The 21,255-nt window shown below is 74.0% G+C and carries 17 protein-coding genes and 1 pseudogene; 15 read left to right on the forward strand and 3 right to left on the reverse strand.

Going from position 1 to position 21,255, the window contains the following annotated elements:
• Positions 1–349: 349 nt before the first annotated feature.
• From PKE99_RS27685 to PKE99_RS27735, 11 genes are all read left to right on the forward strand, one after another.
• Positions 350–3,727, forward strand: coding sequence for a pyruvate carboxylase (locus PKE99_RS27685; protein ID WP_037046889.1), 3,378 nt, complete (start codon positions 350–352; stop codon positions 3,725–3,727).
• Between the two features lie 79 nt (positions 3,728–3,806).
• Positions 3,807–4,400, forward strand: a complete 594-nt coding sequence (gene rsmD, locus PKE99_RS27690; RefSeq protein ID WP_037047126.1) for a 16S rRNA (guanine(966)-N(2))-methyltransferase RsmD — start codon at positions 3,807–3,809, stop codon at positions 4,398–4,400.
• Positions 4,397–4,879 carry a pantetheine-phosphate adenylyltransferase gene (gene coaD / locus PKE99_RS27695; protein WP_037046891.1) on the forward strand — a complete coding sequence of 161 codons (483 nt, stop codon included), beginning with the start codon at positions 4,397–4,399 and terminating at the stop codon, positions 4,877–4,879. Before rsmD ends, coaD begins: the two co-directional genes overlap by 4 nt.
• A 114-nt stretch (positions 4,880–4,993) precedes the next feature.
• Positions 4,994–5,740, forward strand: coding sequence for a DivIVA domain-containing protein (locus PKE99_RS27700; RefSeq protein WP_037046893.1), 747 nt, complete (start codon positions 4,994–4,996; stop codon positions 5,738–5,740).
• Between the two features lie 819 nt (positions 5,741–6,559).
• A complete protein-coding gene (locus PKE99_RS27705; RefSeq protein WP_037046895.1) occupies positions 6,560–7,402 on the forward strand; it encodes an endonuclease domain-containing protein in 843 nt (280 codons plus the stop codon).
• A gap of 534 nt (positions 7,403–7,936) precedes the next feature.
• Complete coding sequence (locus tag PKE99_RS27710) at positions 7,937–9,103, forward strand: MinD/ParA family ATP-binding protein (protein ID WP_231498239.1); 1,167 nt, start codon at positions 7,937–7,939, stop codon at positions 9,101–9,103.
• A gap of 233 nt (positions 9,104–9,336) precedes the next feature.
• Entirely contained in the window at positions 9,337–9,921 is a 585-nt protein-coding gene (locus PKE99_RS27715; RefSeq protein WP_037046897.1) for a YceD family protein, read from the forward strand.
• 51 nt (positions 9,922–9,972) lie between these two features.
• Positions 9,973–10,155: a 50S ribosomal protein L32 gene (gene rpmF / locus PKE99_RS27720; protein WP_081924191.1), complete on the forward strand. Its 183-nt coding sequence runs from the start codon at positions 9,973–9,975 to the stop codon at positions 10,153–10,155.
• Between the two features lie 7 nt (positions 10,156–10,162).
• A complete protein-coding gene (rnc, locus tag PKE99_RS27725) occupies positions 10,163–10,906 on the forward strand; it encodes a ribonuclease III (RefSeq protein WP_037046899.1) in 744 nt (247 codons plus the stop codon).
• 15 nt (positions 10,907–10,921) lie between these two features.
• Complete coding sequence (mutM, locus tag PKE99_RS27730) at positions 10,922–11,800, forward strand: bifunctional DNA-formamidopyrimidine glycosylase/DNA-(apurinic or apyrimidinic site) lyase (RefSeq protein ID WP_037046902.1); 879 nt, start codon at positions 10,922–10,924, stop codon at positions 11,798–11,800.
• 78 nt (positions 11,801–11,878) lie between these two features.
• Positions 11,879–13,288, forward strand: coding sequence for a selenium-binding protein SBP56-related protein (locus PKE99_RS27735; RefSeq protein WP_037046904.1), 1,410 nt, complete (start codon positions 11,879–11,881; stop codon positions 13,286–13,288).
• Between the two features lie 7 nt (positions 13,289–13,295).
• On the opposite strand, the gene PKE99_RS27740 is transcribed toward PKE99_RS27735, so the two are convergent.
• The 3 genes from PKE99_RS27740 to PKE99_RS27750 form a co-directional block, all read right to left on the reverse strand.
• Positions 13,296–13,778: a hypothetical protein gene (locus PKE99_RS27740; protein WP_156067663.1), complete on the reverse strand. Its 483-nt coding sequence runs from the start codon at positions 13,776–13,778 to the stop codon at positions 13,296–13,298.
• 168 nt (positions 13,779–13,946) lie between these two features.
• Positions 13,947–14,990, reverse strand: coding sequence for a magnesium and cobalt transport protein CorA (locus PKE99_RS27745; RefSeq protein WP_231498240.1), 1,044 nt, complete (start codon positions 14,988–14,990; stop codon positions 13,947–13,949).
• 37 nt (positions 14,991–15,027) lie between these two features.
• Positions 15,028–15,723, reverse strand: a complete 696-nt coding sequence (locus tag PKE99_RS27750; RefSeq protein ID WP_051737555.1) for a CAP domain-containing protein — start codon at positions 15,721–15,723, stop codon at positions 15,028–15,030.
• Positions 15,724–15,745: 22 nt separating this feature from the next.
• Between PKE99_RS27750 and PKE99_RS27755 the strand changes: the two genes are divergently transcribed.
• The 4 genes and pseudogenes from PKE99_RS27755 to PKE99_RS27770 all read left to right on the forward strand — a co-directional run.
• A complete protein-coding gene (locus tag PKE99_RS27755) occupies positions 15,746–16,036 on the forward strand; it encodes an acylphosphatase (RefSeq protein ID WP_037046909.1) in 291 nt (96 codons plus the stop codon).
• 58 nt (positions 16,037–16,094) lie between these two features.
• A complete protein-coding gene (locus tag PKE99_RS27760) occupies positions 16,095–16,505 on the forward strand; it encodes a VOC family protein (protein ID WP_037046912.1) in 411 nt (136 codons plus the stop codon).
• 93 nt (positions 16,506–16,598) lie between these two features.
• On the forward strand, positions 16,599–20,189 hold the full coding sequence (gene smc / locus PKE99_RS27765) for a chromosome segregation protein SMC (protein ID WP_037046913.1): 3,591 nt from the start codon (positions 16,599–16,601) through the stop codon (positions 20,187–20,189).
• 67 nt (positions 20,190–20,256) lie between these two features.
• Positions 20,257–21,255: pseudogene (locus PKE99_RS27770) on the forward strand (hypothetical protein); the annotation flags it as partial.

Consider the following 21,255-nt stretch of genomic DNA (forward strand, 5'->3'; position numbering starts at 1 on the left):
CTCACCCGGATTCTCCCAGCGGGAACCGTGCCCCCGGCCGTAGCCGCCGGGCCCGCCGAAGCCGCCCGGGTGATGCGGACGCCGTGTCATTCCTCCTTGGTACCCGAACGGGTGGTGACGTGCATCGACCCTGCGGGGGAATGCCCCGGTCGGCCGCATTCGCCGCCCCGGCCGGTCTCAGCGACGTCTCAGCCCTCCCGCCGCGGACGGGCCGGTTGCGCACTCCGCGCACCCTGTCCCATCTGGTGGTTCTGCGGTCGACGGGTGTTCGGGCCGCGTGCCACGATTCCCCGTCCCCGCCGCCACCGCGGCGCGGACGCGCGTCACGTCCGACGGACCAGGGAGCCGGATGTTCTCGAAAGTGCTGGTGGCCAACCGTGGCGAGATCGCGATCCGGGCGTTCCGGGCCGCCTTCGAGCTGGGGATCTCGACGGTGGCGGTGTTTCCCTACGAGGACCGCAACTCGCTGCACCGGGCGAAGGCCGACGAGTCGTACCTGATCGGCGAGCGCGGCCACCCCGTCCGCGCCTACCTGTCGGTCGAGGAGATCATCAAGGCGGCGAAGAAGGCCGGGGCCGACGCCGTCTACCCCGGCTACGGCTTCCTGTCCGAGAACCCCGATCTCGCCGCCGCCTGCCACGACGCCGGCATCACCTTCGTCGGGCCCCCGTCGGAGGTCCTGCACCTGACCGGCAACAAGTCCCGCGCGGTCGCGGCCGCGCGCGAGGCCGGGGTGCCGGTGCTGAAGTCGTCGGAACCCTCGGACGACGTGGAGACCCTGCTCGCCGCGGCCGACGACGTCGGGTTCCCGATCTTCGTCAAGGCGGTCGCCGGTGGCGGCGGCCGCGGCATGCGGCGGGTGGAGAAGCCGGGCGACCTGCGCGACGCCGTCGAGGCGGCCTCGCGCGAGGCCGAGTCGGCCTTCGGCGACGGGACCGTGTTCCTCGAGCAGGCGGTGGTGAACCCCCGCCACATCGAGGTGCAGATCCTGGCCGACGGCGAGGGCGACGTCGTGCACCTGTTCGAGCGGGACTGCTCGGTGCAGCGGCGCCACCAGAAGGTCGTCGAGATCGCACCGGCGCCGAACCTCGACCCCGAGCTGCGCGAGCGCATCTGCGCCGACGCCGTGAACTTCGCCCGGCACATCGGCTACCGCAACGCGGGCACCGTCGAGTTCCTCGTCGACGAGCGCGGCAACCACGTCTTCATCGAGATGAACCCGCGCATCCAGGTCGAGCACACGGTGACCGAGCAGGTCACCGACCGCGACCTGGTGATCGCCCAGCTGCGCATCGCCTCGGGGATGACGCTGCCGGAGCTGCACCTGACCCAGGACGAGGTCACCCTCTCCGGTGCGGCGCTGCAGTGCCGCGTGACCACCGAGGACCCGGCCAACGGGTTCCGCCCCGACACCGGCGTGATCAGCGCCTACCGCTCGCCCGGCGGCCCCGGCGTGCGGCTCGACGGCGGCACGGTGCACACCGGCGCCGAGGTCTCCGCGCACTTCGACTCGATGCTGGTCAAGCTGACCTGCCACGGCCACGACTTCGCCAACGCCGTGCGGCGCGCCCGCCGGGCGATCGCGGAGTTCCGGATCCGCGGCGTCTCCACGAACCTGCCGTTCCTCGCCGCGGTCCTCGACGACCCGGACTTCGCCGCCGGGCGCATCACCACCAGCTTCATCGAGGACCGGCCGGAGCTGCTCAAGGCGCGCCCGTCCGCCGACCGCGGCTCGCGGATGCTGGCCTACCTCGCCGACGTCACGGTGAACCGGCCGAACGGTCCGCGCCCCGAGGTCGTCGAGCCCGTCGACAAGCTGCCTCCGGTCGACCTGAACGCCGAGCCGCCCGCCGGGTCCGCCCAGCTGCTGCGCGAGCTCGGGCCGGAGAAGTTCGCGCAACGGCTCCGCGACCAGAAGGCCGTGGCGGTCACCGACACCACGTTCCGGGACGCCCACCAGTCCCTGCTGGCCACCCGGATCCGGACGCGGGACCTGCTCGCGGTGGCCCCGCACGTCGCGCGGATGGCGCCGGAGCTGCTCAGCCTGGAGTGCTGGGGCGGCGCGACCTACGACGTCGCGCTGCGGTTCCTCGCCGAGGACCCGTGGGAGCGACTGGCGGCGCTGAAGGAGGCCGTGCCGAACATCTGCACGCAGATGCTGCTGCGCGGCCGCAACACCGTCGGCTACACGCCGTACCCGACCGAGGTCACGGACGCGTTCGTCGCCGAGGCCGCGAAGACCGGCATGGACATCTTCCGGATCTTCGACGCGCTCAACGACATCTCGCAGATGCGCCCGGCCATCGAGGCGGTCCGCGAGACCGGGACCGCGGTCGCGGAGGTGGCGCTCTGCTACACCGCGGACCTGTCGAACCCCGGCGAGAAGCTCTACACCCTCGACTACTACCTGCGCCTGGCCGAGCAGATCGTCGAGGCCGGCGCGCACGTCCTGGCGATCAAGGACATGGCCGGGCTGCTGCGCCCGCCCGCCGCGCGCACGCTCGTCGAGGCGCTGCGTAGCCGGTTCGACCTGCCGGTGCACCTGCACACCCACGACACCGCGGGCGGCCAGCTGGCCACGCTGATCACGGCGATCGACGCCGGTGTCGACGCCGTCGACGGAGCGGTCGCCTCGATGGCCGGCACCACCAGCCAGCCCTCGCTGTCGGCACTGGTCGCGACGACCGACCACACCGAGCGGGCGTCGGGGCTGTCGCTGCAGTCGGTCTCGGACCTGGAGCCGTACTGGGAGGCGGTGCGGAAGGTCTACGCGCCGTTCGAGTCCGGGCTCGCCTCGCCGACCGGCCGCGTGTACACCCACGAGATCCCGGGCGGGCAGCTGTCCAACCTGCGCCAGCAGGCGATCGCGCTCGGGCTGGGGGACCGGTTCGAGCTGATCGAGGACTGCTACGCCGCCGCGGACCGGATGCTGGGCCGGCTGGTCAAGGTCACGCCGTCGTCCAAGGTCGTCGGTGACCTGGCCCTGCACCTGGTCGGCGCGGGGGTCACGGCCGACGACTTCGAGTCCGACCCGGGCAAGTTCGACGTCCCGGACTCGGTGATCGGGTTCCTGCGCGGCGAGCTGGGCGACCCGCCCGGCGGCTGGCCGGAGCCGTTCCGGACCCGGGCGCTGGAGGGCCGCTCGCCGGAGGCCGAGCACCCCGAGCTGAGCATCGAGGACCGGCGCGGGTTGCGCGACGAGCGCCGCCGGACGTTGAACCGGCTGCTGTTCCCCGCCCCGACCAAGGAGTTCGACGCCCACCGGGAGCACTACGGCGACACCAGCGTGCTGTCGACGAAGGACTTCTTCTACGGCCTCGAGCCGGACATCGAGCACACGGTCACCCTCGAGCAGGGCGTGACGCTGCTCATCGAGCTCGAGGCGATCTCCGAGCCCGACGAGCGGGGCTACCGGACCGTGCTGACCACGCTCAACGGGCAGCTGCGGCCGGTGTCGGTGCGCGACCAGTCGATCCAGACGGACGTCAAGGTCGCGGAGAAGGCCGAGCGGGGCAACGACCACCACGTCGCCGCGCCGTTCGGCGGCGTCGTCACGCTGCAGGTGGGCGAGGGCGACGCGGTGTCCGCCGGCCAGACCGTCGCCACCATCGAGGCGATGAAGATGGAGGCCAGCATCTCCGCCCAGCGCGGCGGCACGGTCTCCCGGCTCGCCATCGGCAAGGTCCAGCAGGTGGAGGGCGGCGACCTGCTGCTGGAGATCGAGTAGCCGACCCGGCGGCACGAACGGCGCTCTCGTGCGCTAGGACTGCACGAGAGTGCCGTTCGTGCGATCGGAGGTGGGCGCGGTGACCAGGATCATCGCGGGGCGCGCCCGTGGGCGGCGGCTCGCGGTGCCGGGTTCGGGCACCCGCCCCACCTCGGACCGGGTGCGCGAGGCGCTGTTCTCCGCGCTCGACCACGACCCGGGCCTCGAGGGCGCCGCGGTGCTCGACCTCTGCGCGGGCACCGGGGCCCTCGGGCTCGAGGCCCTCTCCCGCGGGGCCGCGCACGCCCTGTTCGTCGAGTCCGACCGGAAGGCGGCGGGGGTGCTGCGGCGCAACCTCGCGACCGTCGGGCTGGGCGGGGAGGTCCGGCTCGGCCCGGCAGGGACGGTCCTCGCGGGGCCCGCGCCCCGGCCGTTCGACCTCGTGCTGGTCGACCCGCCCTACGCCGTGACCGACGACGAGGTCGCCGCCTGGCTGCACGCGGCCGCCACACACGGCTGGCTGGCCGACGACGCCGTGGTGATCGTCGAGCGGGGCCGGTCAGGGGGAACCCGCGCCGCCGGTTTCCCCTGGCCGGAACCGCTCGAAGGCGTGCGTGAGCGTCGTTACGGGGACACCGTGATCCACGTCGGCGGCTGTTACGGTCCGGCCATGCCAGCTGAGGCGCAGCGATGAGGCGCGCGGTCTGTCCCGGCTCGTTCGACCCCGTGACGCTCGGCCATCTCGACGTCATCTCGCGGGCCGCCGGCCTGTTCGACGAGGTCGTCGTCGCCGTGCTGATCAACAAGAAGAAGCAGGGGCTGTTCTCCGTCGAGGAGCGCATCGCGATGCTCGAGGAGACCACGGCCGACCTCCCGAACGTCCGCGCGGACTCCTTCCACGGCCTGCTCGTGGACTACTGCCGTGCCCACGACATCAAGGCCATCGTCAAGGGCCTGCGCGCCGTCACCGACTTCGACTACGAGCTGCAGATGGCGCAGATGAACCAGCGCCTCTCGGGCGTCGACACGCTGTTCATGTCGACCAACCCCGAGTTCAGCTTCCTGTCCAGCTCGCTGGTCAAGGAGGTCGCGACCTACGGCGGCGACGTCGCGCACCTGCTCCCGCCCTCGGTGCACCGCCAGCTCCTCGACCGGATCGCCGAGCGCAGCTGACGCCCGTACCCGGGTGTCGCGCGGTCTATGCCGGCGATCACCCGGTCGGAACTTGACACGCCCTGGCGTCGCGAATACGGGGATCCCGGGCGGGCCGGTGAGAGGATCGCGGCCGTGTACAGGGTCTTCGAGTCGCTCGACGCACTGGTGACGGTGGTGGAGGAGGCGCGGGGCGTCCCCATGACCGCCAACTGCGTGGTGCCGCGCGGCGACGTCCTCGACCTGCTCGACGACCTGCGCGAGGCCGTCCCGGGCGAGCTCGACGACGCCCAGGACGTCCTCGACCGGCGCGACGAGATCGTCGGCGAGGCCGAGCGGGAGGCCGAGGAGACCCGGACCGCCGCGTCGACCGAGGCCGAGGAGATGCTCGCCGAGGCCCGCGCCGAGGCCGAACGGCTGGTGGCCGAGGCCCGCGAGGAGGCCGAACGCACCCTCGCCGACGCCCGGCACGAGGCGGACACGATGATCGCCGACGGCCGGCAGGAGTACGAGGAACTCACCGAGCGGGCCCGGCACGACGCCGACCGGCTCGCCGAGGCCGGCCGCACCACGCACGACCGGTACGTCGCCGACGGGCAGGCCGAACAGGCCCGGCTCGTGGCCGGCACCGAGGTCGTCCGGGCGGCGCACACCGAGGCGGCCCGGATCGTCGACACCGCCGACGGCGAGGCCGACCGGCTGCGCCGCGAGTGCGACGGCTACGTCGACGCCAAGCTCGCCGAGTTCGAGGACACCCTCACCAAAGCGCTGCGCACCGTCAGCCGGGGGCGCAGCCAGCTGTGGAAGGGTGGCTCGCCCAACGGCACCCCCGCCACCGCCCTGCACGGGCGCACGGGGACGGGGATGGACCTGATCGACTGAGCGCCGCGCGCGTTCGTCGAGCTGGGTCGGCGCGCTTGTCGGCGGTGATCGTCGGTTGTGTGCGCCGAGGGTTGTGTGGAGCGCCGTGGGTGCACGGCGTCGCTGATCTTGGGGTGGCCGTCGCCGGGCAAGATCGCCGTTCAGGTGCAGCGAGGCTGGGCTCGGCTGCCTTGAGCGCACGATTCGACCAATCATTGGGCGACGTTGCCGTGATCGTTGTGGTCCTGCAGGGGGGCGACCCCGGCTGCCCTGAGCGCACGGCAACACTGATCAGGTCGGGTACTTGGCGGTCATGATCGTCTTCGTTGTGCAGGGAAGGTGGGGCGCGCAGCCCTGAGTGCACCAGATCAGCGATCTTCCGAGCCGGTATCGAGACGTCTCCGGGCTCGGCCGACTCAGCTGCCCTGAGCGCACGGCTTCGCCGGCCGCCGGAAGGCGCGGTCATGATCGTTGTTGAAGTGCACCGTGTGTGGGCGAGCCTGCCCTGAATGCACCGCAACACTGATCGCGCGGTGCGCTGAGCGGTCGTGATCGTCTTTGTCGTGCAGGGATGGTGGGCCGCGCAGCCCCGAGGGCAAGGAACCGGCGATCAGTCGAGCCGACGCCGAGACGCTCCCAGCGCGGTGGGCCGGGGGGCTTGAGCGCAGGGCATCGCCGATCACGGTCGATCATGATCGCATCGTTTAGTGCACTGATGGTGAGCTTCGCTGCCCTGAGTTCACGGGGCCAGGGACCTCTTGAGGCCCTTCCGGGCGCGGTGGGCGGTGCCGGATTCGAGAGCCGCGGAACCGGCGCGATCGCGCTGCCGTCCGAGCGCGCATGGATCTCTCCCTCCCCTTCCTCGGCTCGGAGGCGACGGCCACCGGCTCGCTCACCCGGGGCGCGCTGCGCGGGCCGCGCTTCCGCAGACTCCTGCCCGACGTCTACGTGCCCGCAGACCTGCCCGTCGACCTCGCAGTGCGTGCCCGGGCGGCCGCGGTGTGGGCGGGGAAGGGCGCCGTCGTTGCCGGCTGGGCCGCCGCGGAGCTGCTCGGTGCGTCGTGCGGGCCCCGGGACGCGCCCGTCGACCTGATCATCCGCGGCGGAACGACGAGGTCGCCGGCGGGTGTCCTGCTCCGGCGGACCAGGCTGTGGAGCGACGAGACCACGCACCGGGCCGGGGTGGAGGTCACGACGCCGGCTCGGACGGCCTTCGACGTGGCCAGGTGGGCTCCGGACCTCGTCGAACAAGTCGCGGGTGTGGACGCGGTGGCCCACGTCTGGCAGCTCGAGGTCGACCGGATCCGCTCGCTGTGGCGACGGCACCTCGGCGCACACGGCAGCGCAGACCTGGCGGAGGTTCTCCGGCTCGTCGACACGCGGGCGGAGTCGCCCATGGAGTCGCGGATCCGCGTCGCGCTGCACCTGGCCGGGCTCCCACGTCCGCGGGTGCAGCACCGGGTGGGTCCGCACCGGCTGGACCTCGCGTATCCGGAGGCGCTGCTCGGCGTCGAGCACGACGGCCCGCACCACCGCGAGGCCGAGCAGGCGCGGCGGGACCTGGAACGAGAGGCGTTCCTCGCCTGCGCAGGCTGGCGGGTGGTTCGGTTCGCCTCGTGGACGGTGCTGCACGAGCCGGATCGGATCGCGCGGGAGGTCGGAGCGCTCCTCGCGGCGTCGTGATCGACGATCGCGTGCATTTACGGCGGCGTCGAGGACCGCGACTGCACCGAACTAGCGATCATGTCGAAGGGGTGGGCGGGTCGCGGCTGGTGATCGCCAGTCCCGTGCAGTGGCGGCAGCCCGAACGACCACTGCTGCACCACGTCAACGATCATGGCCGACCAGCCCACGCGCTGCTCGTGGCGTCATGATCGGCGATCGCGTGCACCCATGGCGGCGGCCGTGACCGTGGCTGCACCGAGCCGACGATCATGGTCGGGTTGCTGGTGGCGCGGGCTGCCGCCAGGCGTGATCGCTAGTTCCGTGCGCTGATGGCGGAGTCGACGGCCATCGCTGCACCGAGTCGACGATCATGGCTGCGGCGACCGGCCTCAGGCCTCGTGATCGGCCTTCGCGTGCATCGGCGGCGGTATCAGCGCCCCTCATCGCAAAGGACCGACGATCATGGTCGATGGCGGGCGGGATCGGCGCCCAGTCGATCACTATCCGGTCAACCGTCTCAACACGCTGTGCCGGACGGACTACTCTGCGCGCATGGCCCGCCACGACGAGCCGGATCCGGCGACCTGGTGGGAGCGGTACGGCCACCGCCTGCACGGCGAGCCGACGGGGTCCGGCGAGAGGGAGACGACGGTGGCGGAGGACAGGGCGGCCGACGACGGGCGCGAGCCGCCCCGCATGGCCTACCCGCAGCGGCAGGGCGGCGAGGCCGGGGCGTGGTTCACCGATCCCTCCGGGCTGCCCGCGGTCGGCGCGGAGCCGCGGCGCGCCGCCGGACCGGCGCACCTGCGGTCGTTCGACCCGGACTCGCTGGTCCGGGCGCGCGGCCCGGTGCCCGACCGCGGCTGGCGCAAGATCCTGCACACCGCGACGCTCGGCCGGATCGACCCCGGCCCCAGTGCGGCGCAGCTCGCCGCCCAGGACCGACTGGCGCGGGTGCGGAGCCACCTCGCCGGGACACACCGGGTCGCGGTGACCTCGCTGAAGGGCGGCGTCGGCAAGACGACCGTGACCGCGTGCCTCGGCCTCGCGCTCGCCGAGTACCGCGGCGACCGCATCCTCGCGCTCGACGCCAACCCCGACGCCGGCACGCTCGCCGACCGGCTGACCGGGCACAGCGACCGGACCGTCCGCGACCTGCTCGACGACCTCGGCGCCGTCGACTCCTGGACCGCCGTCTCGCGCTACACGAGCCTCGCCGGGCGGCTGCAGGTCCTCGCCTCCGAGCAGGACCCCGCGGCGGGGGAGGCGTTCACCCGCGACGAGTACCTGCGGGTCGACGAGGCGCTCGCCCGCTACTTCAGCGTGATGATCACCGACTCCGGGACCGGCATGGTCCACTCGGCGATGGCAGGGACGCTCGACGTGGCCGACTCGCTCGTCGTCGTCGGCGCGCCGACGGTCGACGGGGCCGGCCGGGCCAGCAAGACCCTCGACTGGCTCGTCGCGCACGGGCACGAGGAGCTCGTCGGCGACGCGGTCGTGGTGCTGGTCGGGCGTGCGGGCCGTGAGATCGACGCCCCGGCGCTGCGCGAGCACTTCGGCGGTCGCTGCCGCGTGGTGGTGGAGGTGCCGCACGACCCGCACCTCGCGACGGGCGGGCGGATCGACCAGGGTCGGCTGCGCCCGGCCACGCGGGACGCCTTCCTGGAGCTCGCCGCCGCCGTCGCCGAGGCCTTCCCCGCGCACGTGCGCCGCTGAGCGGAGGGCGGCGCCCGTCTCCGCGGATCGCCGTTCCGGTGTCCCGAAAGTGCCGACTCGCGCTACCGGAACTGCCGACTCGCGGTGCGGGAACTGCCGACTCGCGCTGCCGGAACTGCCGACTCGCGCTGCCGGAAGTCGCGACTCGCGCTGCCGGAGCTGCCGGCTCGCGGGGGTGGGGTGCGGCTGGTGTGGACGGCGGGTCGTGGACTGCGCGTATCCTCGCGCGAGTCATGAGCACGAACCGCGCCCCCGAACCCCGCCCCGAGACCAGCCCCTGGGTGTTCTCCACCCGTGAGATGGGCCGTCGTCCGGGCACCATGCGCACCGTCACCCGGTCCGTCCCCGGACCGGGCGCGGAGCGTGCCGACGAGGCGATCGGCCTGGTCGGTGTCCTCGCCGTGCCGCCGGGCAGCCCCGTCGAGCTGGACCTGCGCCTGGAGTCGGTGAGCGAGGGCGTCTACGTGTCGGGGACCGCTTCCGCGCAGCTGGCGGGCGAGTGCTCCCGGTGCCTCGACGAGCTGGACGAGGACCTCGAGGTGCGCATCGAGGAGCTCTTCGCCTACCCGGACAGCGTCACCGAGGAGACGACCGACGAGGACGAGATCCCGCGGGTCGTCGACGAGCACGTGGACCTCGAGCAGACGGTGCGGGACGCGATCGTCCTGGAGCTCCCGCTCGCGCCGCTGTGCCGGGACGACTGCCCAGGTCTGTGCCCCGAGTGCGGCGGACGACGGGCCGATCTCGGGCCCGACCACCGGCATGAGACACTGGATCCCCGGTGGGCCGCTCTGCGTGAGCGCCTGCCTTCCGATTGAAGACGTTTCGATGTCGTAAGACCTCTCGAGCACAACCGTAGGAGATCTGCCGTGGCCGTACCCAAGCGCCGGATGTCGCGGTCCAACACGCGCTCTCGTCGGGCGCAGTGGAAGGCCACCGCGCCGACCCTCGTCGCCTGCAACAACCGCGCCTGTGGCGAGCTGAAGCCGCCGCACGTCGCCTGCCCCGTCTGCGGGCAGTACGACGGTCGTCAGGTCGTCCGTCCGGCCTGATTTGCCGGTGGGCGACAAGAGCGTCACGGGGCCCCGCGAGGACCGCACCCCGCTGCTGGAGGCACTCGGCGTCGAGATCGGCGCCGAGTTGCTCACCCTCGCCCTCACGCACCGCTCGTACGCCTACGAGCACGGTGGCCTGCCGACCAACGAGCGGCTGGAGTTCCTGGGCGACTCGGTGCTCGGCATCATCGTCACCGAGCGGCTCTACCGGGACCACCCGGAGCTGCCCGAGGGGCAGCTCGCCAAGCTGCGGGCGAGCGTGGTCAACATGCACGCGCTCGCGGGCGTGGCGGCGACGTTGTCCGAGCACGGGCTGGGCGCCTACATCTACCTCGGCCGTGGTGAGGAACTCACCGGCGGCCGGGACAAGGCGAGCATCCTGGCCGACGCCACCGAGGCCCTGATCGGCGCGGTCTACCTGGACCACGGGCTGGAGACGGCCCGGTCGCTGGTGCACCGGCTCTTCGGCGACCTGCTGCAGGGCGCCCCGCTGCTCGGGGCCGGCCTGGACTGGAAGACCAGCCTCCAGGAGCTCACGGCCTCGGAGGGGCTCGGCGTGCCGGAGTACCGGATCGCCGAGGAGGGCCCCGACCACCTCAAGACCTTCACCGCGACCGCGGTCGTCGGGGGTCGCGAGCTGGGCTCCGGGGACGGGCGCACCAAGAAGGAGGCCGAGCAGAAGGCCGCCGCGCTCGCCTGGCGCACCATCACGGACGAGACGCAGAAGTCGGCCCGGGCCCAGAGTTGACGGCCCGGAGCTGACGTGCCCGAGCTTCCCGAGGTCGAGGTGGTCCGGCGCGGTCTCGCCGACCACGTCCTCGACCGCACGATCGCCGAGGTCACCGTCGCGCACCCGCGCGCGGTGCGCCGGCACGTCGCCGGCGGGGAGGACTTCGCCGCGCGGCTGAAGGGCCGCACGATCAGCGCGGCCCGCCGCCGCGGCAAGTACCTCTGGCTCGAGCTGGACAGCGCCGGGCCGGGGGACGACGCGATCCTCGCCCACCTGGGCATGAGCGGCCAGATGCTCGTCGCCACCCCGGACCGGCCGGACGAGAAGCACCTCCGGATCCGTCTGCGGTTCGACGACGAGGGCCCCGAGCTGCGGTTCGTCGACCAACGGACCTTCGGCGGCCTGTCGGTCCACCCGCTCACCGAGGGGGCGGGCGGCGGGCTGCTGCCCCAGCCCGTCGCGCACATCGGGCGGGATCCGATGGACCCGCTGTTCTCGCTCGACGACGCGGTGGCCGGCATGCGCCGCCGCCGCACCGAGATCAAGCGGGCGCTGCTCGACCAGACGGTGGTGTCCGGGATCGGCAACATCTACGCCGACGAGGCGCTCTGGCGCGCACGGCTGCACGGGGCGCGACCGACCGAGAAGCTCACGCGCAAGCAGGGCGTCGCAGTGCTCGAGGCCGCCTCCGAGGTGATGGCGGAGGCCCTCGACCAGGGCGGCACGTCGTTCGACGCCTTGTACGTCAACGTGAACGGCGCCTCGGGCTACTTCGACCGCTCACTGGCGGTCTACGGCCGCACGGACGAGCCGTGCCGCCGCTGCGGCACCCCGATCCGCCGCGAGGCGTTCATGAACCGCAGCTCCTTCTCCTGCCCGCGCTGCCAACCGCGCCCTCGCGCCGTCCGCTGATCCCGGACGAGCCCTTGACCGGGCCCCCAGGTGCGGCGAAGTGTGGACGATTTCTCCGGGTAACGAGGAGGTCGTCCCATGTCGCAGCCGGTCACCGACCCGACGTTCTACCGCTCCGCCGCCGAGGCCGCGGCCGCACCCCCCGAGCGCCTGGCGTACGTCGCCGCGTTCGACCGCTCCGCGGAACGGCCGGACGCGATGGCCGTGGTCGACGTCGACCCGGACGCCGAGACCTACGGCCGGGTCGTCGGCTGGACGGACATGCCCGGCACCGGCGACGAGCTGCACCACTTCGGCTGGAACGCCTGCTCGTCCGCCCTCGCCCACGCCGGCCACGACACGAACGGCCTCGCGCGACGGTTCCTGCTGGTCCCGGGCCTGCGGTCGTCGAACATCCACGTCCTCGACACCGTGCCCGACCCGCGCGCCCCGCGGGTGGTCCGCACGGTCACGGCCAAGGACCTGTCCGAGGCGGCCGGGTACTCGCGGCCGCACACCATGCACTGCGGGCCCGACGGCGTGTTCCTCACCTGCATCGGCGGCCCGCAGGGGAACGACGACGGGCCCGGCGGGATCGCACTGCTCGACCACACGACGTTCGAGGTGGTCCGGGCGTGGGAGACGGACCGCGGCCCGCAGGAGCTGGCCTACGACGCCTGGTGGCACCTGAACCGCAACGTCCTGATCTCCAGCGAGTGGGGCCACCCGTCGATGATCGAGGACGGCGTGGTGCCCGAGCTCCTGCTCGGCAACGAGTACGGGCACGCCATCCACGTCTGGGACCTGGCCGAGGGCCGCCACCTGCAGCGCCTCGACCTGGGCGCGCAGCACCAGATGGCGCTCGAGGTGCGGCCCAGCCACGATCCCGAGGCGACCTGGGGGTTCGTGGGTGTGGTGATCTCGACCGAGGACCTGTCGGGGTCGATCTGGCGGTGGTTCCTCGACGGCGACGAGTGGCGGGTCGAGAAGGTGATCACGGTCCCGGCCGAGCCCGCCGATCCCGACCTGCTGCCGCCCGCCCTGAAGCCGTTCTCCGCGGTGCCGCCGCTGATCACCGACATCGACCTCTCGGTCGACGACCGGTTCCTCTGCGTCTCCTGCTGGGGCACCGGCGAGCTCAAGCAGTACGACGTCGGCGACCCGGCCCACCCGCGCGAGGTGGGCTCGGTCCGGCTCGGCGGGATCGTCGGCCGCGTTCCGCACCCGGCCGCCCCCGACCTGCCGCTGGCAGGCGGGCCGCAGATGGTCGAGGTCAGCCGGGACGGCCGCCGCGTCTACTTCACGAACTCCCTCTACGGCGCGTGGGACGACCAGTTCTACCCCGACGGCGTGGGCGCGTGGATGGCGAAGGCGGACGTCGGGCCGGACGGCGGGATGACCCTCGACCAGCGCTTCTTCCCCCGCGGCGACGAGTTCCGGGGCCTGCGGGTGCACCAGGTCCGGCTGCAGGGCGGGGACGCCTCGTCGGACAGCTACTGCTACCGCTGAGATCTGGTCACCCCGCGGTCAGTCGCAGGACGGCCGCGGCTGCGCTCGCCTCTCGGACGTCGAGCGCCAGGTCGTTCACGGCGACCTCGGCGCCGGCTCCTGCGGTGAGCCGGACCGAGGAGGTGCCGCCGGAGGTCGTGGTGCGCATGCCCGTGCAGGCGCCGGAGCAGCGGGTGCTCACCTGCCCATCGGGCACGACCGCGACGAGCTCGACCGTGCCGGCGTCGACCGCCACGAACCGGATCTCCGCGACGCCGGTGCCCGCCGGGAGCGGGATCGTCGCAGGTCCGCCGACCCGGATCTCGCAGGAACCCTGCGCGCAGGCCGCCGGATCGTCGTCCGCGAGCGGGGCCGCCGTCGGCACGGGCCGAGCAGGCTGAGCGGCCGGGGCGGCCGGGGCGGCCGGTGCGGGTGGCGAGGCCGTCGGCGTGGGCGCGGTGCAGGCCACGGCAAGAGACAGCGCGAGGGACAGCGCCAGAGCCAGCAACACGACCGGCGCCCTCCGGCCGCGCGGGAACGAGAGTGTGTGCAGCCAGTGCCGCCTCGGGCGCGTGGCCGCCTCCGCGCGCTTGGTCCACTACTCGCTGCGAGCACCCGGGACGTTTCGTCCCCGGAGCAGCGAAAAAGTGCTCCTGACCTGGGGAAGATCGCATCCGGTCTAGAGCCAGCCGCGGCGCTTGAAGCCCAGGTAGAGCAGGAGGCCGAGCAATACCATCAACCCGATGGCGAACGGATAGCCGAACTGCCACTCCAGCTCCGGCATGTGCGCGAAGTTCATCCCGTAGACACCGGCGACGAGGCTCGGGGCGAAGGCGATCGCCGCCCAGGACGACACCTTCTTCATCTGCTCGTTCTGCACGTACCCGGCCTCGGTCAACCGGGTCATCTCCTCGTTCTGCCGCTGGGCGACGAGCGTGGAGTTGACCGTGAGGATGTTCGCGAGCATGTCGCGCAGGCCCTGCGTGCGCTCGCGGACGCGGGTGGCGTGGTCCTGGACGTCGCGCACGAGCCGGCGCAGCTCGAGGTCCGGCGTGGTGCTCTGCTTGCCGAAGCGGGTGCGCAGCTCCTCGAAGATCTCGGCGAGCGGGTCGACCGCGCGCTGGAACTCGAGGACCTCGCGGGAGAGCTGGTAGATGCGCCGCGACACCGCGGGATCGCCGCTCCAGACCTGGCTCTCGATCTGGTCGACGTCGTCCTGCAGGCCGTCGAGCACCGGGCCGTAGTCGTCGACGACCTTGTCGAGCACGGCGTAGAACACCGCGAACGGGCCGTGCGCCATCAGCGCCGGGTCGTGCTCGAGGCGTCGCCGCACCTCGGCAAGGTCGGGCTCCTCGGCGTGTCGCACCGTGACCACGAAGTCCGGGCCGAGGAACAGGTGGATCTCGCCGAGCTCGACCTCCTCCTGCTCATCGACGTAGCGGGCCGGGCGGAGCACGGCGAACTCGGTGTGGCCGTAGCGCTCCAGCTTGGGACGCTGGTGGCCGTGCAGGGTGTCCTCGACGGCGAGCTCGTGCAGCCCGAACTCGTCCTCGATCGCCTTGATGTCGTCCGGGCCCGGGCGCAGCAGCCCGATCCAGCAGAAGGTCTCCTTGCCGTCGCCGCAGCGCCGGAGGGTCTCGACCGTCCGGTCGAGAGAATCGGGCTCCTCGGCCCGATGGCCCTCGACGTACACCGCGTTGTCCACGACGGACAATACGGACACCTCCCCACCTGCGACTCCGCACCGGAGCGTACGTGGGTCAGCGGCCGAAGTCCTGCGTCCAGTAGTACCCGTCGATCGCGAGCCCGACACCGATGGTCGTGAGCGAGCAGTCCTCGATGTTGCGGCGGTGACCGGGTGAGTTCAGCCAGGCCTCGACCACCGCCGCCGGGGTGCGCTGGCCCATCGCGATGTTCTCGGCGCCGGGGGAGGGGTAGCCGGCGGCGGCGATGCGGTCCGCGAAGCCGCGTCCGTCGGGGCTGTCGTGGTCGAAGTAGTCCTGGGCCGCCATGTCGTCGCTGTGTCCCTGGGCGGCGCGGGTGATCCGGGCGTCGGGCGTGAGGGCGCCGCAGCCGGCGGCGGCGCGGGCCCGGTTGGTCAGCGCGACGACGTCGGCGACCGGACCGGCGGCGACGGGGCGCGGCGCGGTGGTCGGCGCGAGCCGGGTGGTGGTCGGCGTCGGCCGCGGGATCGTGGTGGTCGGCGCGGGCGTCGTGGTCGGCGGCGCCGTCGTGGTGGTCGACGCCGGCGCGGCGGCCGGGAGGCGCGAGGTCGTGGTCGGCGGGGCCGGTCCGGTGGTGACCGCGGTCGTCGGCTCGGGGGAGGCGGCCCCGGCGAGCGCGACGGACCAGGCGTCGGGCACGAGGGCCGTGACGCCGAGGGCCGCGAGCGGCGCCCCGAGGGCGAGCCCGGCCAGGAGGGGGAGCGCCCGTGTGCGGGGCACCGGACCGGTCACGGCCCGGTAACGTAGCAAGGCGATGAGCAGCAACGACGATTCGACCGTTCGGCTCACCGCGTGGGTGCGGGGCCGCGTGCAGGGCGTGGGTTTCCGCTGGTGGACGCGGTCCCGGGCGCTGGAGCTGGGGCTCGTCGGGCAGGCCCGGAACCTCGACGACGGCCGGGTCGCGGTGGTCGCGGAGGGTGACCGGGAGCGGTGCGAGCGGCTGCTCGCCCTGCTGCGCGGCGGGGAGGCGCCGGGGTGGGTCGACGAGGTCGTCGAGCAGTGGGGCGATCCGAAGGGCGGGTTCGACGGGTTCGTCGAGGCCTGAGGTCCTGTCGGTGCCCGGGTCTACGGTGCGATCCACACCACTCGACAGGGAGCACCGCATGGCCGTCACGCTGAACCCCTACCTGCACTTCGACACCGAGGCCCGCGCCGCGATGGAGTTCTACCGCGCCGTCCTCGGCGGCGACCTGCAGATCAGCACCTTCGGGGACATGGGGGCCGAGGGGCCCGTCCCGCCGCCGGAGGGCGTCATGCACGCGCAGCTCACCACGCCGGACGGGTTCGTGCTCATGGCCTCGGACGGCGACCCCGAGCGCGCCGCCGGCCGCACCGCGGTCTCGGTCAGCCTCTCCGGGGACGAGGAGGCCAAGCTCGAGGGCTGGTTCACCGGCCTCGCCGAGGGCGGCACGGTGGAGGTGCCCTTCGAGAAGCAGATGTGGGGCGACCTGTTCGGCATGGTGACGGACCGGTTCGGCGTGCGCTGGCTGGTCAACGCCGCGACCACCTCCTGACCCGTCCGGGGCCCGTGCCCGCGCGGGCCCCGGGACCGTCGGTGCAGGCCGGTACGCTCCGCTCACCCCCGAGACACCCCGGAGACCGCCGCCGTGCACCTCAAGAGCCTGACGCTGAAGGGCTTCAAGTCCTTCGCCTCGGCCACGACGCTGCGCCTGGAACCGGGGATCACGTGCGTGGTGGGGCCCAACGGCTCGGGCAAGTCCAACGTCGTCGACGCGATCTCCTGGGTGCTCGGCGAGCAGGGGGCCAAGGCGCTGCGCGGCGGGAAGATGGAGGACGTGATCTTCGCCGGCACGTCCGGCCGGCAGCCGCTCGGGCGCGCCGAGGTCACGCTCACCATCGACAACTCCGACGGCGCCCTGCCGATCGAGTACTCCGAGGTCTCGATCACCCGCCGGATGTTCCGCGACGGCGCCGGCGAGTACGAGATCAACGGCAGCTCCTGCCGGCTGCTCGACATCCAGGAGCTGCTCTCGGACTCCGGTATCGGCCGGGAGATGCACGTCGTGGTGGGGCAGGGCCAGCTCGACGCGATCCTGCGGTCCAAGCCGGAGGAGCGGCGCGCCTACATCGAGGAGGCCGCGGGCGTCCTCAAGCACCGCAAGCGCAAGGAGAAGGCGCTCCGCAAGCTCGACGCGATGCAGGCCAACCTCACGCGGCTCACGGACCTCACCGCGGAGCTGCGCCGCCAGCTCAAGCCGCTGGGCCGCCAGGCGGAGATCGCGCGCAAGGCGCAGCAGGTGCAGGCCGAGCTGCGGGACGCGCGGATCCGGCTCGCGGCGGACGACATCGTCACCCTGCGGGACGCGCTGGCCCGCGAGGAGGCGGACGAGCAGCAGGCCCGCGAGCGCCGGGCCGAGGTGTCCGAGCAGCTCGACGTGGCGCGCGCGCGGCAGGGGGAGCTGGAGGAGGCCCTGGCCGCGGACGCGCCGCGGCTGCAGCGCGCGCAGGACACCTGGTACTCGCTGTCGTCGCTGGCCGAGCGGCTGCGCGGCACCGTGCGGCTGGCCGAGGAGCGCGCCCGGCACCTGGCCTCCGCGGAGTCCGGGCGCACGCCGGGGCGGGACCCGGACGAGCTCGAGGCCGAGGCCGACCTGGTCGCCGAGCAGGAGGAGGAGCTGGTCGCGGCCGTCGTCGAGGCCCGGCAGCGGCTCGCCGAGATGCTCGAGGAGCGCGCCGAGCACGAGCGCACCCTGCAGGCCGCCGAGCGCGCACACATGGCCGCGGTCCGGGCGATCGCCGACCGCAGGGCCGGCCTCGCGACGCTCGCGGGCAAGGCCGAGGCCTTGCGCAGCGGCGCGGCCGCCACCGCCGAGGAGATCGAGCGGCTGTCCGAGGCGCTCGGCGAGGCCGAGGCCCGGATCGTCACCGCGGCCGAGGAGCTGGAGGCCGCGCGCGAGCAGCTCGGTGTCCTCGACGAGGCGGACTCGGGGGAGCTGGCCGCGCTCGTGGAGTCCGCCGTCGAGGCGCAGGAGTCCGCGGCGGCCCGGGTCCGCGAGCTCGTCGCGCAGGAGCGGGAGCTGGAGCAGCGGCGGGCGCACTGGCGGGCGCGGGTCGACGCGCTGTCGGTCGGGCTCGCACGCAAGGACGGCAGCGGGGCGCTGCTGTCCGGCGAGCGGGTGGGGGTCGTCGGCGCCGTCGCCGAGCTGCTGGAGGTCGAGCCCGCGGCCCGGACCGCGGTCGCGGCCGTGCTCGGCGAGCTGGCCGAGGGGGTCGCGGTGGAGTCCGCGGGCGCGGCGGTCGACGCGCTGCGCGAGCTGCGGTCGGGGGACCACGGGTCGGCCACGCTGTTGGTGGGCGGGGACGGTGCGGCTCCGGTGGCGGGGCTCGTCGATCTCCGTCCTCCCGCCGCCGGGGCCGCGCCGGTCGGGCGCTGGGCCGCGGACGTCGTGCGCGCTCCGGCGCGGCTGGCGCCCGCCGTCGCGTCCCTGCTGGACCGCGTCGTGCTGGTCGACTCCCTCGACGAGGCACGGACCGTGGCGGAGGCGGGGCTCGTCGCCGTCACGTCCGAGGGGGACGTGCTGGAGGCGTTCCGGGCCCGCGGCGGGTCGGGCGGCGGTTCGAGCGCGCTCGAGGTGCAGGCCGCGGTCGACGAGGCCGTCGCCGCCCGGGACACGAACGACGCCGAGCTGACCCGGCTCCGCCCCGCCCTCGACGGCGCACGGGCGGAGGAGGCCGCGCGGAAGGCGGACGTCGAGGCGGCCGCGGCCGAGCGCCGGGCCGCCGAGCAGCGGCGCGCGGCGGCGGGCAGCCAGCTCGGCCGGCTGGAACAGGTCGTCCGGTCCGCGGAGCAGGAGGCGCAGCGGCTGCGCCAGCGGCGGGACGCGGTGGAGGCCCGGCGGTCGGAGTCGTTGCTGGCGCTGGAGGCGGCCGAGCAGCAGCTCCTGGTCGCGGAGGGCGAGCCGGTCGACGACGAGCCGGACACCGAGGTCCGGGACACCGCCGCGGAGAAGCTGGCCGAGGCCCGGTCCGAGGAGGTGGAGTGCCGGCTCGCGCTGCGCACCGCCGAGGAGCGCGCCCGCGCGATCGCCGGCAAGGCGGACTCGCTGCGGCGGCAGGCGTCGTCGGAGCGGCAGGCCCGGGCCCGCGCGGAGGCCGCGCGGCGCGAGCGGGAGCGCAGCGCCGCCGTCGCCGACCTCGTGGTCGGGGCCGGTGCCCGGGCGCTGGAGCGGATCGAGGTGTCCCTGGGCTCCGCGGCGGCCGAGCGGGACGAGGTCGCCGCCGCCCGGGCCGAGCGGGAGGCCGCGCTGACCGAGGCCCGCGCCACTACCGGGCGGCTGTCCGCGCTGCTCGACAAGCTGGTCGACGCCGTGCACCGGGACGAGGTGGCCCGCGCGCAGTCCCGGCTGCGGCTCGAGCAGCTCACCGAGAAGGCGCTGGCCGACCACGGCATCGCCGTCGACGACCTGGTCGCCGAGTACGGGCCGTCGGTCGGGGTGCCGCCGTCGCCGGCCGAGGTCGCGGAGTACGAGGCGGCGAAGGAGCGCGGCGAGGACGTCGTGGCCCCGCCCGCCATGCCCTACGACCGGGCCGCGCAGGAGCGCCGGGCCAAGCGCGCCGAGAAGGACCTGGCGCTGCTCGGCAAGGTCAACCCGCTCGCGCTGGAGGAGTTCGCGGCCCTCGAGGAGCGCTACACCTTCCTCTCCACGCAGCTCGAGGACCTCAAGAACACCCGCCGCGACCTGCTCACCGTGGTCCGCGAGGTCGACGACAAGATCCTCGAGGTCTTCACGCAGGCGTACGAGGACGTGGCGCGGGAGTTCGAGACGGTCTTCGCCACGCTCTTCCCGGGCGGCGACGGCCGGCTGGTGCTCACCGACCCCTCGGACATGCTGACCACCGGCATCGAGGTGGAGGCCCGCCCGCCGGGCAAGAAGGTCAAGCGGCTGTCGCTGCTCTCCGGCGGGGAGCGCTCGCTCACCGCGATGGCGCTGCTGGTCGCGATCTTCCGGGCCCGCCCCTCACCCTTCTACGTGCTCGACGAGATCGAGGCCGCCCTCGACGACGCCAACCTCCGCCGGCTCATCTCGCTGATGGAGGAGCTGCGCGCCACCTCGCAGCTCATCGTCATCACCCACCAGAAACCGACCATGGAGGTCGCCGACGCCCTCTACGGCGTCTCGATGCGGGGCGACGGCATCACGACCGTCATCTCCCAGCGGCTGCGGCCGGCCTCCTGAGCGCCGCCGCCGGGCGGTTCGGCGACCGCGGCCGGTGGGGTCGTGCGGGGCGTGCAAGGCTGGGGGTGTGACGACGCAGACCCTCTGGATCATCGTGGTCGTGGTCGCGGTGGTCGTGCTGATCGCCCTGGTCGCCGGCCTCACGATCAGCCGCAGGCGCAGGATCAGCCTGCGCGAGCCCGAGGAGCTCGAGACCCCGGCCGCCGAGGAGAAGCCCAGGCAGGGCAACACCTACAGGGCCAGCGGGGGCTTCGACTTCTCCGCCGGCAGTGGGGGCGGGACCGGCAGTGGGGGCGGGACCGGCACGCCGACGCTGCCGCCGCGCACGGAGCCCGGCCCCGACCTGCTTGCGCCCCCGCGGGAGAAGGAGCCGGAGCCGCGCCGACGGGGCGGCGCCGCGGCCGCCGGAGCGGCGGCCGCCGCCGGGGCTGCCGCTGCCGCGTCCGCCGCGCCGGCACCGGAGAAGGTCCCCGAGCGTGCGCCGGAGAAGGCACCCGAGCGCGGGACGCCCGGGGACGGGACGACCGCGGCACCGACCGCCCCCGACGAGGCCCAGCAGGTGGCGCCCGAGACCACCGCCCCGGACACGACCGGGACCGCTGCGCCGACCGAGCCCACGGCGCCCACCGCGCCGACCGACGGCGCGGCGCCCGCCGCCCCGCCCGCCGAGGACCTGCCGGTGCCCTCGGGCGCGACCCCGATCCCGCGGCCCGCTGACACCGCGCCGCCGACCGAGGCGCCCCCTGCGCCGGAGCGCCCCGCGGGCGACGAGCTCACCGGCACCGCCGACGACGTCCGCACGCCGCCTCGCGGCCTGCCCACGGGCGGCACCGCGACCGAGGCCCGCACCCCGCCCGACGGCATCCCGGCCGTCCGCACCCCGGACACCGTCACTCCGCCGCAGGGCATCCCGGCCGCGTCGGCCCCCGCCCCCGCGGCACCCGGGACCGCCGTTCCGGAGGCGCCGGACACCGCTGGGCCCGAGGCTCCGGCCGCCGGAACCCCCGCCACCGAGGCTCCGGCCGCCCCCGAGGCCCCGCCGGCCGCCGCCGCGGCCGCGGCAACG

The sequence above is a fragment of the Pseudonocardia halophobica genome, assembly GCF_027922425.1.
Lineage (GTDB): Bacteria > Actinomycetota > Actinomycetes > Mycobacteriales > Pseudonocardiaceae > Pseudonocardia > Pseudonocardia halophobica.

Excerpts from the sequence above, each read along its gene's own strand:
- PKE99_RS27685 (WP_037046889.1), top strand. The coding sequence starts at position 350 with ATGTTCTCGAAAGTGCTGGTGGCCAACCGTGGCGAGATCGCGATCCGG.
- coaD (WP_037046891.1), top strand. The coding sequence starts at position 4,397 with ATGAGGCGCGCGGTCTGTCCCGGCTCGTTCGACCCCGTGACGCTCGGC.
- PKE99_RS27705 (WP_037046895.1), top strand. The coding sequence starts at position 6,560 with ATGGATCTCTCCCTCCCCTTCCTCGGCTCGGAGGCGACGGCCACCGGC.
- PKE99_RS27710 (WP_231498239.1), top strand. The coding sequence starts at position 7,937 with ATGGCCCGCCACGACGAGCCGGATCCGGCGACCTGGTGGGAGCGGTAC.
- PKE99_RS27715 (WP_037046897.1), top strand. The coding sequence starts at position 9,337 with ATGAGCACGAACCGCGCCCCCGAACCCCGCCCCGAGACCAGCCCCTGG.
- PKE99_RS27735 (WP_037046904.1), top strand. The coding sequence starts at position 11,879 with ATGTCGCAGCCGGTCACCGACCCGACGTTCTACCGCTCCGCCGCCGAG.
- PKE99_RS27755 (WP_037046909.1), top strand. The coding sequence starts at position 15,746 with ATGAGCAGCAACGACGATTCGACCGTTCGGCTCACCGCGTGGGTGCGG.
- PKE99_RS27760 (WP_037046912.1), top strand. The coding sequence starts at position 16,095 with ATGGCCGTCACGCTGAACCCCTACCTGCACTTCGACACCGAGGCCCGC.